At 57.6% G+C, this 14,425-nt stretch carries 11 protein-coding genes; 3 read left to right on the plus strand and 8 right to left on the minus strand.

The window, feature by feature from the left end; translation table 11 throughout:
* Positions 1-30: 30 nt before the first annotated feature.
* The 5 genes from ACEPAJ_RS14345 to fadB all read right to left on the minus strand — a co-directional run bounded on the left by ACEPAJ_RS14345 (position 31) and on the right by fadB (position 7,030).
* Positions 31-549, minus strand: a complete 519-nt coding sequence (locus tag ACEPAJ_RS14345; RefSeq protein ID WP_425915577.1) for a DUF6586 family protein — start codon at positions 547-549, stop codon at positions 31-33.
* 71 nt (positions 550-620) lie between these two features.
* On the minus strand, positions 621-3,230 hold the full coding sequence (gene topA, locus ACEPAJ_RS14350) for a type I DNA topoisomerase (RefSeq protein WP_274088623.1): 2,610 nt from the start codon (positions 3,228-3,230) through the stop codon (positions 621-623).
* A 125-nt stretch (positions 3,231-3,355) separates the two neighbouring features.
* Positions 3,356-3,592, minus strand: a complete 237-nt coding sequence (locus tag ACEPAJ_RS14355) for a DUF1653 domain-containing protein (protein WP_425915579.1) — start codon at positions 3,590-3,592, stop codon at positions 3,356-3,358.
* 84 nt (positions 3,593-3,676) lie between these two features.
* Positions 3,677-4,852, minus strand: coding sequence for an acetyl-CoA C-acyltransferase FadA (gene fadA / locus ACEPAJ_RS14360; RefSeq protein ID WP_274088625.1), 1,176 nt, complete (start codon positions 4,850-4,852; stop codon positions 3,677-3,679).
* Between the two features lie 30 nt (positions 4,853-4,882).
* On the minus strand, positions 4,883-7,030 hold the full coding sequence (fadB, locus tag ACEPAJ_RS14365) for a fatty acid oxidation complex subunit alpha FadB (protein WP_274088626.1): 2,148 nt from the start codon (positions 7,028-7,030) through the stop codon (positions 4,883-4,885).
* A gap of 483 nt (positions 7,031-7,513) precedes the next feature.
* Between fadB and ACEPAJ_RS14370 the strand changes: the two genes are divergently transcribed.
* Positions 7,514-8,332, plus strand: a complete 819-nt coding sequence (locus tag ACEPAJ_RS14370) for a hypothetical protein (RefSeq protein WP_425915582.1) — start codon at positions 7,514-7,516, stop codon at positions 8,330-8,332.
* Positions 8,333-8,415: 83 nt separating this feature from the next.
* Here ACEPAJ_RS14370 and ACEPAJ_RS14375 read toward each other — a convergent pair whose 3' ends face one another.
* Entirely contained in the window at positions 8,416-8,853 is a 438-nt protein-coding gene (locus ACEPAJ_RS14375) for a hypothetical protein (protein WP_425915584.1), read from the minus strand.
* An 84-nt stretch (positions 8,854-8,937) separates the two neighbouring features.
* Between ACEPAJ_RS14375 and ACEPAJ_RS14380 the strand changes: the two genes are divergently transcribed.
* Positions 8,938-9,378, plus strand: a complete 441-nt coding sequence (locus ACEPAJ_RS14380) for a universal stress protein (protein ID WP_425915586.1) — start codon at positions 8,938-8,940, stop codon at positions 9,376-9,378.
* A gap of 38 nt (positions 9,379-9,416) precedes the next feature.
* On the opposite strand, the gene ACEPAJ_RS14385 is transcribed toward ACEPAJ_RS14380, so the two are convergent.
* Positions 9,417-10,103, minus strand: a complete 687-nt coding sequence (locus ACEPAJ_RS14385; RefSeq protein WP_425915588.1) for a DUF6901 family protein — start codon at positions 10,101-10,103, stop codon at positions 9,417-9,419.
* A 64-nt stretch (positions 10,104-10,167) separates the two neighbouring features.
* The gene (locus tag ACEPAJ_RS14390; RefSeq protein WP_425915590.1) at positions 10,168-12,081 is read right to left on the minus strand and encodes an ATP-binding cassette domain-containing protein; all 1,914 of its coding nucleotides are present in this window, start codon (positions 12,079-12,081) and stop codon (positions 10,168-10,170) included.
* A 370-nt stretch (positions 12,082-12,451) separates the two neighbouring features.
* Between ACEPAJ_RS14390 and ACEPAJ_RS14395 the strand changes: the two genes are divergently transcribed.
* The gene (locus tag ACEPAJ_RS14395) at positions 12,452-14,377 is read left to right on the plus strand and encodes a transglycosylase SLT domain-containing protein (RefSeq protein WP_425915592.1); all 1,926 of its coding nucleotides are present in this window, start codon (positions 12,452-12,454) and stop codon (positions 14,375-14,377) included.
* The last annotated feature ends 48 nt before the right edge of the window (positions 14,378-14,425 follow it).

A 14,425-nucleotide genomic window follows, 5' to 3' on the forward strand; every position in this document is an offset into this window, starting at 1 on the left:
CCGCCCTAGCCCACCGGGCAAATCAGCCTGTCACCATTCGCTCAATGTTTCGCGAAAGCGCTGCGCCAGAGCTTTCAATTGTTGCCGCCACGCCTCCAGCGCCTGATGAGTCAGGGGCTCGACTTCATCATCCAAGCTAACCGCCGTTATCAGCGGCGTACCAGGGTCTACTTTGACCTTCTTACCCGCTTGAGGCGGCTGAAATAGCGCGGCATACGCTTTCAGCAACTCAGCAACCCAGCTATCAGCTGATTGCGCCAACTCAACCAACTCGCCCAGCTCCTGGCTCGGCGCGGCTTGCAACACAGCCGGCGTGAGAAAGCGCTCAGCCTGCGGAGCGGAACTATCAGGCAAGCGGTAATAGCCAGCAATCTCATGGCACAGCCCTAGCAGGGCCCCATAAAGATGAAACAGCGCAGCTTCACGCTCAGCCTGGATCAAAGCCAGCGCATTCATGCTCTGGGCTTGCTCGGCGTTACGCCAGGAGTCTAGCGCCAGGCCTGCATAGAAGATTTTCTGATTAGTACGGGTATAGAGCTCATTAGCCATTGCGGCGCCCTCCATTACGGATTGGATAAGCATACGCGCACTCGCCCACGGCGAGCGCGCGTACAGCTAGATCAGCTCTTATCTTCGACTTTCCACTTACCACCATCGAAGAATGCACGCCAGCCGGTCGGCTTGCCATCGACCTCGGTCTGCACGTACTGCTCCTTGGTTTTGCGACTGAAACGAATCACCGCAGCACGACCTTGAGGGTCCTTCTTCGGCGCATCACAAAGGAAGTGATACTTTGGATCGATTTCATCGCGGTGTGGAATCAACTCCAACACCAGCGGAGCGCGGGTTTCACGGTTCTTTGGAAACTGGCTAGCGGCCAAGAACAAACCAGAGGCACCGTCACGCAAGATGTAAGTGTCGTTGACCTTCTCGCACTTGAGCTCCGGCATTTTCACCGGGTCCATTTTCGGCGGCGCCGCTTCACCGCTTTTCAGCAGTTTGCGGGTGTTCTTACATTCGCTATTGGTACAGCCGAAGAATTTGCCAAAGCGCCCGGTCTTGAGCTGCATCTGGCTGCCACACTTGTCGCAGTCCAGGCTCGGCCCTTCATAGCCCTTAATACGGTACTGGCCCTGTTCAACCTCATAACCCACGCAATCTGGGTTATTACCGCAGATGTGCAGTTTGCGGGTTTCATCGAGCAGATAGGCATCCATAGCCGTCGAACAGATCGGACAACGGTGCTTGCCGAGCAACACGCGCGACTCAGACTCACCTTCATCGTCAGCGGCAATTTCATCACCCGGCACCAGATTGACGGTGGCCTTGCAACGCTCTTTAGGCGGCAACGCATACCCCGAACAACCAAGGAACACACCGGTAGAGGCCGTGCGAATGGTCATTGGTCGCGCACAGTCGCGGCAGGCGATATCCGTCAGCGTAGGTGTATTGGCACGCATGCCGTTAACGCTGTCGCTTGCAACTTCAAGCTTCTTCTTGAAGTCACCGTAGAACTCGTCGAGTACATTTTTCCACTCGCGCTCGCCGTGAGCCACATCGTCCAGATTTTCTTCCATACCGGCTGTAAAGCCGTAATCCATCAGATTGGAGAAGCTTTCAGACAGACGCTCGGTGACGATGTCACCCATTTTTTCAGAGTAGAAACGGCGGTTGTGCAATGCCACATAACCACGATCCTGGATGGTGCCGATGATCGCTGCATAGGTCGAGGGACGGCCGATGCCACGCTTTTCCATCTCTTTAACAAGGCTCGCTTCCGAGTAGCGCGCCGGCGGCTTGGTGAAGTGCTGGCTCGGGTCGAGCTTGACCAGCTTGAGCACTTCGCCCTGATCCATTTCCGGCAACACATCGTCATCGCCCGGCTTGCTTAGCTGCGGCAGCGCACGGGTATAACCGTCGAACTTGAGAATACGCCCCTTAGCGCGCAGTTCGAACTGCGCAGCCGTCACCGTCACAGTGGTCGACAGGTATTCCGCCGGCGGCATCTGACAGGCCACGAACTGACGCCAGATCAGCTCATACAGGCGCTCGGCGTCACGCTCCATGCCTGACAACTGGGTCGGCTTGAGGTTCACGTCAGAAGGACGAATCGCTTCGTGCGCCTCTTGTGCGCCTTCTTTGCTGCTGTAGGCAATCGGGTTGGCTGGTAGGTACTTCTTGCCAAACTCGCCTTCGATAAAGTCACGCACCATGCTCACGGCGTCAGCCGAGAGGTTGGTCGAGTCGGTACGCATATAGGTGATGTAGCCGGCCTCATAAAGACGCTGAGCCATCATCATGGTCTTCTTCACCCCAAAGCCCAGGCGGTTACTGGCAGCCTGTTGCAGGGTGGAGGTAATAAAGGGAGCAGACGGCTTGCTGCTGGTCGGCTTGTCTTCACGCTTGCTGACGGTGTAGCTAGACGCTTTCAGCGTAGCCAAGGCCGCCATGGCCTGGGCCTCGCTCAGCGGTTTGAAGGCAGCGCCGTTCTCGCGCGCCACTTCGAAGCGCACATTCGCGCCTTTGGCCGTGCCTAGATCGGCATGCACTTCCCAATATTCTTCGGGGACGAACGCGCGAATCTCTTTTTCACGTTCGACCACCAGCTTTACCGCTACAGATTGCACGCGGCCGGCAGACAGACCACGGGCAATCTTGGCCCACAGCAATGGCGAGACCATGTAGCCCACTACGCGATCGAGAAAGCGCCGCGCTTGCTGGGCGTTAACCCGGTTGATATCAAGCTCACCGGGCTTGGAAAACGCGTCTTGGATGGCCTTTTTAGTAATTTCGTTGAACACCACGCGCTTATAGCGGCTGTCGTCACCGCCAATGGATTCGCGCAGGTGCCAGGCAATGGCTTCCCCCTCGCGGTCCAAGTCGGTTGCGAGATAGATAGTGTCGGCATCCTTGGCCAAACGGCGCAATTCCTCGACCACCTTCTCTTTGCCCGGAAGGATCTCGTACTTGGCTTTCCAGCCATGCTCGGGATCAACCCCCATGCGCGCGATCAGCTGGCGCTTGGCTTTTTCCTTGGGCGACAGCGCAGGTACTTCACCTGCAGCGGCTTTGCCACGCTTGGCCGGCTCTTTGGCGGTGCTCGCCGAACCACTGGTGGGTAGGTCACGGATGTGGCCGATGCTCGACTTCACCACGTACTCGTTGCCCAAGTACTTGTTGATGGTCTTGGCCTTGGCCGGGGATTCCACGATGACCAGCGATTTGCCCATGGATTGGAAATTTCCTGAATTCGGTAAATAAATGCGGGAGGCGCGGTGACTGCCTGCTAGCGCGGCACCGCTATATATAGTGGCGGTCCGGCTAAGGTCAAGCGCAGCGGTGGCCCGATGTCAGCTCAAGGCCGAGTAAACAATGCTGTTTCAGCCTGAATCAAAGCAAAGCGTGGAACCGTCTCGCCGTCCACCTCAACGCTCTCACAGAACATCTCAAGCGGTCTCACCCAAAGGCCAAACTCGCCGTACAGCGCCTGATAGACCACCTCCAGCTGCTGCGTTTCAGAATGCTGCGCCACGCCAAATACCCGGTATTCCGGGCCTTTGTAGTGACGATAGAGGCCAGGCTGTAACTGCATGGATGAATTCCTTAAAGATTTTCTACTAAAAACAAAAACCGGGGCACTTGGCCCCGGTTTTCCACCTTCTACATCGACTACAACTTAGATGCGTTCGAAGACGGTGGTGATGCCTTGGCCGAGACCTACGCACATGGTCGACACACCGAAGGTGCCGCCATTCTGCTTCATCACGTTGAGCAGGGTACCGGAGATACGCGCACCGGAACAACCGAACGGGTGACCCAGAGCGATTGCGCCGCCGTGCAGGTTGACCTTCTCTTCCATCTTATCGAGCACTTTCAAGTCCTTCAGCACAGGCAGGGCCTGGGCAGCGAAGGCTTCGTTGAGCTCGAAGAAGTCGATGTCATTGATGGTCAGACCCGCACGCTTAAGGGCTTTATGAGTCGACGGTACTGGACCGTAACCCATGATCGCTGGATCAACACCGGCAACTGCCATGGCACGAACCACTGCCATTGGCTGGATGCCGAGGTCCTGAGCGCGCTGAGCACTCATGACGATCATGCAGGAAGCGCCGTCAGTGATCTGCGAGGACGTACCTGCAGTCACGGTGCCGCCCTTCGGGTTGAACGCTGGCTTCAGTGCAGCCAGGCTTGCCAGGGTGGTTTCCGGACGAATGGTTTCGTCGTAGTCGAAGACCTTCAGGAAGCCATTCTCGTCGTAGCCTTGCATCGGGATGATTTCATCCTTGAACTTGCCTTCAACGGTAGCTTTCTGAGCCAGACGGTGCGAACGCTCACCGAATGCATCTTGCTGCTCACGGCTAATGCCATGCATTTTGCCGAGCATTTCAGCCGTCAGACCCATCATGCCCGAGGCTTTGGCCGCATACAGCGACAAGTGCGGGTTTGGATCAACGCCGTGCATCATGCCAACGTGGCCCATGTGCTCCACACCGCCGACAACGAACACATCGCCGTTACCGGTTTGGATCGCCTGCACAGCAGTGTGCAGCGCGCTCATGGACGAACCGCACAGGCGGCTCACAGTCTGGCCAGCAGCGGTGTGAGGGATCTGGGTCATCAGCGACGCCATGCGTGCGATGTTCCAGCCCTGCTCCAGGGTCTGGTTAACGCAGCCCCAGATTACGTCTTCCACTTCAGACGGATCGACCTTGGTGTTACGTGCCAGCACGCCACTGATCAGGTTGGCCGACATAGTCTCGGCACGGGTATTGCGATGCATGCCGCCCTTGGAACGACCCATTGGGGTACGACCGAAGTCGACAATGACTGCATCTCTAGGATTCAGGCTCATAAATTTACTCTCGCTCTAGTCTGTCCGCGATTAACCGAAAAACTTCTGGCCCTTAGCGGCCATTTCGCGAAGCTTGGCGGTCGGGGTGTACAGCGCGCCCAGCTCGGCATATTTGTCGGCCAGGGCAACGAACTCAGCCACACCGACGGTATCGATGTAACGAAGCGCACCACCGCGGAAGGGCGGGAAGCCGATGCCGTAAACAAGCCCCATATCGGCCTCGGCAGCGGTCTCGACGATGCCATCTTCCAGGCAACGAACAGTTTCCATGCACAACGGGATCATCATCCAGTTGATGATGTCTTCGTCGGTTACTTCACGCTGCTCAAAGATGATGGGCTTGAGCACTTCGAGAACAGCCGGGTCAGCAACTTTCTTCTGCTTGCCGCGCTTATCCAGCTCGTAGGCGTAGAAGCCTTTACCGTTCTTCTGACCCAGGCGATCAGCTTCGTACAGTGCATCGACTGCCGAGCGACGATCGTCTTTCATGCGGTCTGGGAAGCCTTCGGCCATTACGTCGCGACCGTGATGACCGGTGTCGATGCCGACCACGTCCATCAGGTACGCCGGGCCCATTGGCCAGCCGAACTTCTCCATCACCTTATCGATGCGCACAAAGTCGACGCCCGCGCTGACCAGCTTGGCGAAACCACCGAAGTAGGGGAACAGCACGCGGTTGACCAGGAAGCCTGGGCAGTCATTGACCACAACCGGGGTCTTGCCCATTTTCTTGGCGTAAGCGACGGTTGTAGCCACAGCTACGTCGCTGGATTTCTCGCCACGAATAACTTCAACCAGCGGCATCATGTGCACAGGGTTGAAGAAGTGCATGCCGACGAAGTTTTCCGGACGCTTGAGCGCCTTGGCCAGCAAGCTGATGGAGATAGTCGAGGTATTCGACGCCAGGATTGCATCCTCGCGTACCATGCCTTCCACTTCAGCCAGCACGATCTGCTTGACCTTAGGGTTTTCGACGACCGCTTCGACAACAATGTCGACAGCGCCGAAATCGCCATAGGACATGGTCGGACGAATGGCGGTGAGGGCTTCAGCCATCTTCGCCGGGGTCATACGACCTTTAGCAACACGACCACCGAGCAGCTTGGACGCCTCGGCCAAGCCCATCTGGATACCCTCTTCACGGATATCCTTCATCAGGATCGGAGTGCCCTTGGACGCGGACTGGTAGGCAATACCGCCACCCATGATGCCAGCACCGAGCACGGCAGCCAGCTTCACGTCTTTAGCGATTTCGTCGTGCTGTTTGGCTTTTTTCTTAAGATCCTGATCATTCAGGAACAGGCCGATCAAGCTGGCAGCCACTGGCGTTTTAGCCAGTTTAACGAAGCCGGCAGCTTCAACTTCCAAGGCCTTATCGCGCCCCATGTTGGCCGCTTTCTGGATGGTCTTGATGGCTTCAACTGGCGCTGGGTAGTTCGGGCCAGCCTGTCCGGCCACGAAACCTTTGGCGGTTTCAAAGCACATCATTTGCTCGATCGCGTTGAGCTTGAGCTTTTCCAGCTTCGGCTGACGCTTGGCCTTGTAGTCCAACTCGCCAGAGATGGCGCGCGAAATCAGGTCAAGTGCAGCGGCTTGCAGCTTGTCAGCAGCAACCACGGCATCCACTGCACCCATTTTCAGGGCATCAGCGGCTTTGTTCTCTTTACCGCTGGCAATCCACTCAACAGCGTTATCGGCACCGATAACACGTGGCAGACGCACAGTACCGCCGAAACCTGGGTAGATGCCCAGTTTGACTTCTGGCAGACCCACTTTGGCGCTTTCGGCCATGACGCGATAATCCGCAGCCAGGCACATTTCAAAACCACCGCCCAAGGCGATGCCATTGATCGCGACCACAGTCGGAACATTGAGGTCTTCAAAATCACTGAAGATCTTGTTGGCTTCGAGGTTGCCAGCCACCAGCTCTTCGTCCGGCAACTTGAAGTTGTCGACGAACTCGGTGATGTCGGCGCCGACGATAAATACGTCTTTGCCACTGGTGACAATCACGCCTTTGATCGAACCATCAGCCTTAATCGCATCAACGGATTGACGCAGCTCATTGAGGGTAAGACGGTTGAATTTGTTGACGGATTCACCCTTGAGGTCGAATTTCAATTCGACGATGCCGCTCTCAAGAGCCTTAACCGTGATGGCTTTACCTTCGTAAATCATCAACTGATCTCCACGGTATGGAAGCTGAACAGTACACATCGGAGCCAACCAGCAAGTTACTCCACGGCATGACCGCATCAGAGTAACCCCAATCAGCCTGGCACACCCACCGACGCGATATTCGGGTTGTAAAGGCGATGGATTAAGTAAGCAAACGCTCAATTCATACGCCCGTTTGATTTGGGTGTGCACACCTTCAAGGAAAAGCCATGACTTGTCAATTGGCCCGTAACGGCGGCAATAACGTACAAAAAGTTACGCTCAAACGCGCACAGGCGCCCCGATAGCTTCGCCTCGAAAAAGCAGCTATTCGCTGCGATATAGCGCTACTTATCGAGCAAACCACGCAAAAAAGCGCACCAGCGACGACCTAGTAAAATATTTTAGCTACAGGTACAGTCGTTTCAATACGGCCGTGTTTATGACACCCGTAACTAAAACAAAAACAATTAAAGCCCGACCAAGGGCGCACGGAGTTTCCTTATGTCGAGGCGCACGCTTGCCATTGCTTTGAGCACCCTACTGGCAATCACACTCCCCCTGTTCAGCGCCGCAAGCCAAGCTGCTGAAACCGCCACCAGCCTACGTAACCTGCACCAGCTACGCCTTGCCGCGCAAAAAACGCTGGGCGATTTTTATATGTTTAACGGTATGGAAGGCGATCAACGCTATGCGCGAATGATCAATGAGTCGCTCAGCGAGGTGAACACCCAGCTAAGCGCGCTGAGAGACATGCCTGGCGAGGGCTCGAACGCCCTACGCTCACAACTGGACCAGCAATGGAAAGGCTACCAGAGCGATCTCAACAACCTGATTAATGCACTAAAAACCCAGGGCTATACAGATTTGCAGCCGGTGGCCGACCTGGCCGCGCGCAACCAACAGCTCATGAGCCTAAGCCAGGAGCTTTACAGCAAGATTCAGCAAGAAGGCAGCTACAGCGTACCCACACTGACCCAGCATAGCCGCGAGCAAAGCCTGCTGATGCAAGGCATCGCTGTGGATTACGCCTCACGCAGCGCCTCGGTGGGCGCGACCTTTATGGGCGGCGGTGATGCACGGCCGATTGAGGACATGGTCAGCGAGTTCGCCAGCAAGATGGCGACACTGCAGAAAGCCCCGCAAAACACCCCGCAACTCAAGCAGTCCTGGGGCGAGGTCGCGACCAAGTGGCGCTACATTGAAAAATCGTTGATTAACTACAACGAAAACAGCGTGCCCTTCCTGGTCAGCAAGTATTCCAACACCATTATTCAGGGCATCGAACAGATTTCCACCCAGTACGCAGCCACCGATCTCTGATCGCGTCGGGCGCACTCAGCACTCGCTCCAGCGGCTTGCCTGGTCACAGGCAAGCGCGGTGCTTGCAAAGGCCCTTGTTAGACTCAGGCTCTGGCTTTGAGAAAGCCAACAACCTTTTCCAGTGCCGCGCCAGCGCCCCGCTCGCCCCAGCATATCGAGAGCATCTGATCAGTCGCTTCAACCTTGAACGCATCCGCCGGCAATGCCTGCAACTCGGTCAACAAGACCTCATCGGCGCAGGGCTCGCGCCATTTATTGACCCACTGCCCAGGCTCCAGTTGCCAGTAGCACCAGCGATCGACCTGACCGCGCCGGCGTGCCTGGTGATATTGCGGGCACGACCCCGGTGGCTCACGCAACAACCAGTACGGCCACTCCTGCGGCGACAACTGCATGGCCACGCCCATACGCCGAGCCTGCAGGCGCACATCCATCTGCCCACGCTGACGGCGTGACGGAGCCAGCCATGCCAAAGGGCTTAACATGACCGCCAGCAGTAAAACCAGAAACCAAGGACTCATATCGTTCTCTCACAGGCAAAAGCCTGTTATATGCATTCAATAAGGCCATACTTAAACCATCGAACCACATGTAAGGAGCTATCCATGCCCTATCTGCACATTCTGGTCGCTGTCGACCTTACCGAGGAATGCGACCCGGTTATGCACCGAGCGCAGAAATTAGCAGCCAGCAGCGGCGCCAAATTATCCGTGGTGCATATCGTCGAGCCCATGGCCATGGCCTTTGGCGGCGACGTGCCGATGGACTTGTCGATGCTGCAACAACAGCAGTTCGACCAAGCACGCGAGCGTCTGGATAAATTTGCCGACAAGTACCCCGCTCTTAGCGCCGAACATCGCCACCTGGCTTATGGTCAGCCGCGCCAGGAAATCCATCGCCTCGCCGAAGAACAGCAGTGCGACCTGATCATCGTCGGCAGCCACGGCCGCCACGGCCTAGCCCTGCTACTTGGCTCGACCGCTAACGATGTCCTGCACGGCGCCCCCTGTGACGTCCTGGCAGTGCGGCTGAAGAAAGCCGAATAAACTCCGCGCACGAATAACGCAACGCTAACCGCGCTGCGTTATTCGTTAGCGTCGCGCGCCCCCATGACCAATGGGCGGATTTTCTGCAACTGAGTCTCCAGCGAATAGGTCATGCTTGAGGCCATAGAAAAGAACGTCAAAAACGCCTTGAGGTTCGAGTCACCGTCACACGTTGCATGAATGCGCTGCCAGAACGCCTGATTAACCAGCTGCAATTGCTGGAAAGTCTCTACCAACCCCTTCAGTTGCCAGTCAGCGGCATGCCCCTCGCGCAGGTTGAAATACTGCTGAGTGAGGTAGAGCGACACAGCCCGCAGAATGAATTCCTGGTTATTGGCGAACGGCAAATGTTGCTGTGCCATGGGCTTTAGCTTGCCCAGCAACGGGCAAGCACTGGTTGCCATGATCACCCCAAGCAGCGCGCGCAACCCTTCGTCCAAGCCAACCTGTTTGTTGTACTCACGCTCCGGCGTACGCACCCAAACAGCAGCCTTCTTGAACGCCGGAAGGCCGTGGAAATCCTCAATCACCCGGTGCAAATCAACCGCTGCGGGGCAATGGCTGAAATTGTCCTTGCTCAGCGGACAATTACTGCACTGCTGATATTCCAGACGCGTCCAGGCTGGCGCACTTTGCGCAGCCTCTGCTGCATACACCCGGTCCAGCTCAATCCTATAACTGAACTGGTGATCGTCGTCGAGAGTAATGCTGTACTCGATGGCCATCGACTGTCTCCGCCAGAAGCCCGAATGCTATTTGAGCGCGCTACTTATTTACTAGAGCGCGGGATTAGCCTTCCAGCTCGGCCCAACGCTCAACCAATTGTTCCAACTCGTGCTGCACAGCCTGCAACTTAGCCAGTACTTCAGCGGTTTTTTCCGCTGGTTGCTGATAGAAAGCCGGCGAGCCGATCTGCTCCTGCAAGCTGGCAACCTGCGCTTCAAGCACATCGATCTGCCCAGGAATGGCTTCCAGTTCACGCTGTAATTTGTAGCTGAGCTTTTTCTTGCTCGCATCTGTAGCCACAGGCGCGGCCTCAACCGGCGCCGGAACCACCGCGGTGGCCAGTTCAGGTTTACCGGCTTTGCTTTCGCCAACGCCGAGCAAACGCGGTGAACCACCCTGGCGCAGCCAGTCCTGGTAACCACCGACGTATTCACGCACTTTGCCTTCACCCTCGAAGACCAGGGTGCTGGTCACGACGTTGTCGAGGAAGGCCCGGTCGTGACTGACCATCAACACGGTCCCCGGGAAGGTCAGTAGCACCTCCTCGAGCAGCTCAAGGGTTTCCACATCGAGGTCGTTGGTCGGTTCGTCCAGCACCAGCAGGTTGGCCGGTTTGCTGAATAGCTTGGCCAGCAACAGGCGAGCACGCTCACCGCCGGACAACGCCTTAACCGGCGTGCGCGCACGCTGCGGGCTGAACAGGAAGTCGCCCAGGTAGCTCAACACATGGCGGTTCTGCCCGTCGATTTCGATAAAGTCGCGGCCTTCGGCAACGTTGTCGATCACGGTCTTTTCCAGATCAAGCTGGTGACGCAATTGGTCGAAATACGCAACATCGATGCGCGTACCTTCGGCCACCTCACCGCTGGTGGGCTGTAAGCCACCCAGCATCAGCTTGAGCAACGTGGTCTTGCCAGTACCGTTGGCACCGAGCAGGCCAATACGGTCGCCACGCTGCAGCACCATGGAAAAGTCTTTGATCAGGAACTGTCCGCCTGGGTGGGCGAAGCTGACGTTTTCCAGGACCATCACCTGCTTGCCGGATTTCTCTGCTGTTTCCAGCATGATATTGGCCTTGCCGGTACGCTCACGGCGCTCGCTACGCTCAACGCGCAGGGCCTTGAGAGCACGCACACGGCCTTCGTTACGGGTGCGGCGAGCCTTGATGCCCTGACGAATCCACACTTCTTCCTGGGCCAATTTTTTGTCAAATAACGCGTTGGCGGTTTCTTCAGCGGCCAGCGTGGCCTCTTTGTGCACTAGGAAGCTGGCGTAGTCGCCATTCCAGTCGATCAGGCCGCCACGGTCCAGTTCGAGGATGCGCGTGGCCAGGTTCTGCAAGAAGGAACGGTCGTGGGTAATAAACAGCACCGCGCCCTGGAAATCGGTCAGGGCTTCTTCCAGCCAAGCAATCGCACCGATGTCCAAGTGGTTGGTCGGCTCGTCGAGCAGCAGCAAATCGGGTTCGGAGACCAGCGCCTGAGCCAGCAGCACGCGACGACGCCAGCCACCGGAGAGCTCAGCCAGAGTCTTGTCAGCCGGCAACTGCAAGCGGCTCAGGGTGCTGTCGACCAGTTGCTGCAAGCGCCAGCCGTCACGGGCCTCAAGGTCCTGCTGCACGTGCATCAGCTTATTCAGGTCGTCTTCGGTGACGCAGTTCTGCGCCAGGTGATGGTACTGCGCAAGCAGTTCGCCTACACCGTCCAAACCCTGGGCGACCACATCAAACACCGTACGGTCATCGGCTACCGGCAGCTCTTGCGGCAACTCACCGATCTTCAACCCTGGCGCGCGCCAAACGGCACCGTCATCGGCTTTTTGGTCGCCCTTGACCAGCTTCATCATGCTCGACTTGCCGGTGCCGTTGCGGCCGATGATGCACACCCGCTCGCCACGGGCGATCTGCCAAGACACCTTGTCCAATAGCGGCATTGCGCCGTAGGCCAGGGAAATATCGGTGAACTTGAGCAGGGTCATGGCACGCCTCAACAAAAAACGACGGGTGAAAGCCGGTCAACCGGGGGCTGAGCAACGCACTTCGTTGCATCAAACGTACAGCGGTAACCTGAAACACCCAGAAAATCATCTGCAGATGCCCAAAGCAGCCGCAAAACAGGGCGCGCATTCTAACCGAGAAGCGCGTAGGCCGAGCAGGCAATTTCGCCAGCGGCCGAGGTTACCCCCGCCGCCGCACCACACAACCCTGACGGCAAGCGCTCTAGCACGCCTAATCGACCATTAAGCGAAGCCGCATCGCAGCAATTACGCGCTGCAACGCTTTGAGCCTTCACCCTCCCCAGGCAAAGGACTAAGCTAGGGCCATACGCACTATTTGCCTGGAAGTGTCATGCGCGGTCCCCTGCTCAACCTGTTGTCCTGCCTATTGCTGTCCTCCTTCGGGTTATCTGCGGCGCAGGCCGCCACCCTGACGCAACAACGCCAGTATTACGACCAGGCCAAAGCGGCACTGGCCAAAGGTGACAAAGAGCCTTACCAGCGTTATGCCGATGCCCTGCGCGACTACCCGCTGGAGCCTTACCTGGCCTATGACGAGCTGACGGCGCGGCTGAAATGGGCGAGCAATGACGAGATCGAGAAATTCCTCGCCGAACACGGTGACCTGCCGCAAATCAACTGGATGAAACTGCGTTGGTTGCGTTGGCTGGCCGAGCGCGGTGAATGGCAGACCTTTATCAACCACTACGACCCGGCACTGAACTTCACCGAACTCGATTGCCTGTATGGCCAGTACCAACTGAGCCATGGCATGCGCGCTGAAGGTAATGCCACCGCCGAAAAACTCTGGCTAGTGGGCAAATCGCAGCCCAATGCCTGCGACCCGCTATTCGAGCGCTGGGCTGCAGAAGGCCAGCTCACTGAACAGAAACGCTGGCAGCGCGCCAAGCTGGCAGCCGAGTCGCGCAACTATGGCCTGCTCAGCCACCTGATCAAGAGCCTGCCGACGCTGGGTAACCAGGGCAAAAACCTGCTGGAGGTTGCGCAAAAGCCTGAGCTGCTGAAACAAACCAGTCGCTTCACTCAGACCGATCCGGCCAGCGCTGACATCGTCGGCCTGGGCCTGCGCCGCCTGGCCCGCCAGGACCCGGAAAGCGCACTGAAACTGCTCGACAGCTATGCCCAGCGCATGAAGTTCTCCAACACGGAACAAGTCGCCATCGCCCGCGAAATCGGCCTGACCCTGGCCAAGCGGTTCGATGCCCGCGCCCTGCAAGTCATGGCCAAATATGACCCAGAGCTGCGTGATAACACCGTCAGTGAGTGGCGCGCGCGCCTGCTGCTGCGCCTGGGCCGCTGGGAGGAAGCCAACCAGCTAACCCACAGAATGCCCGCCGAGCTCGGCAACACCAACCGCTGGCGTTACTGGCAGGCGCGCACCTTGCAACTCGCGCAGCCCAACAGCCAGGCGCCCAAAGCGCTGTACCAGTCGCTGGCCAAGGAACGTGACTTCTATGGCTTTATGGCCGCCGACCAAGTACAGGCGCCCTATCAGCTGAGAAACAAGCCGCTGGCCCTGAGCCCGCAAACCATCAACAAAGTGCGTAACTCGGCGGCGATTCGTCGCGCCCTGGAGTTCCACGCCCGCGGTCAGGTCGCCGATGGGCGGCGCGAGTGGTACAACGTCACGCGTTTGTTTAGCCGCGATGAAATGGTCGCCCAGGCGCGCCTGGCCTACGAGATGGGCTGGTACTTCCCCGCCATTCGCACCATCAGCCAAGCGCAGTATTGGGACGACCTGGATGTGCGCTTCCCAATGGCCCACCGTGAGCAACTGGTGCGCGAGGCACGCAACCGCGATATTCACTCCAGCTGGGTATTTGCCATCACCCGTCAGGAAAGTGGCTTTATGTCCGACGCCAAGTCCGGGGTTGGGGCGATGGGTTTGATGCAGCTGATGCCCGCCACGGCCAAGGAAACCGCCAAACGCTTCGGTATTCCGCTGTCATCGCCGCAGCTGGCTTACCGCCCGGAGGTCAATATTCAACTGGGCGCGGCCTATCTGAGCCAGATATACGGCCAGTTCAACGGTAACCGCGTGCTCGCCTCCGCGGCCTACAACGCTGGCCCAGGCCGTGTTCGTCAGTGGCTGCGCGGGGCCGATCACCTGTCGTATGACGTGTGGATCGAGAACATCCCGTTTGATGAAACCCGCCAATATGTGCAGAACGTGCTGTCTTACTCAGTGATCTATGGCGACAAACTCAACGCGCCGCAGCCCTTGGTGGCCTGGCACGAGCGTTACTTCGACCAGTAAAGGCTCATGCTGCACGCTCAACAGCACCTGTTGAGCGTGCATTGCCGC

This window comes from Pseudomonas sp. GWSMS-1, from assembly GCF_049847425.1.
Classification (GTDB): domain Bacteria; phylum Pseudomonadota; class Gammaproteobacteria; order Pseudomonadales; family Pseudomonadaceae; genus Aquipseudomonas.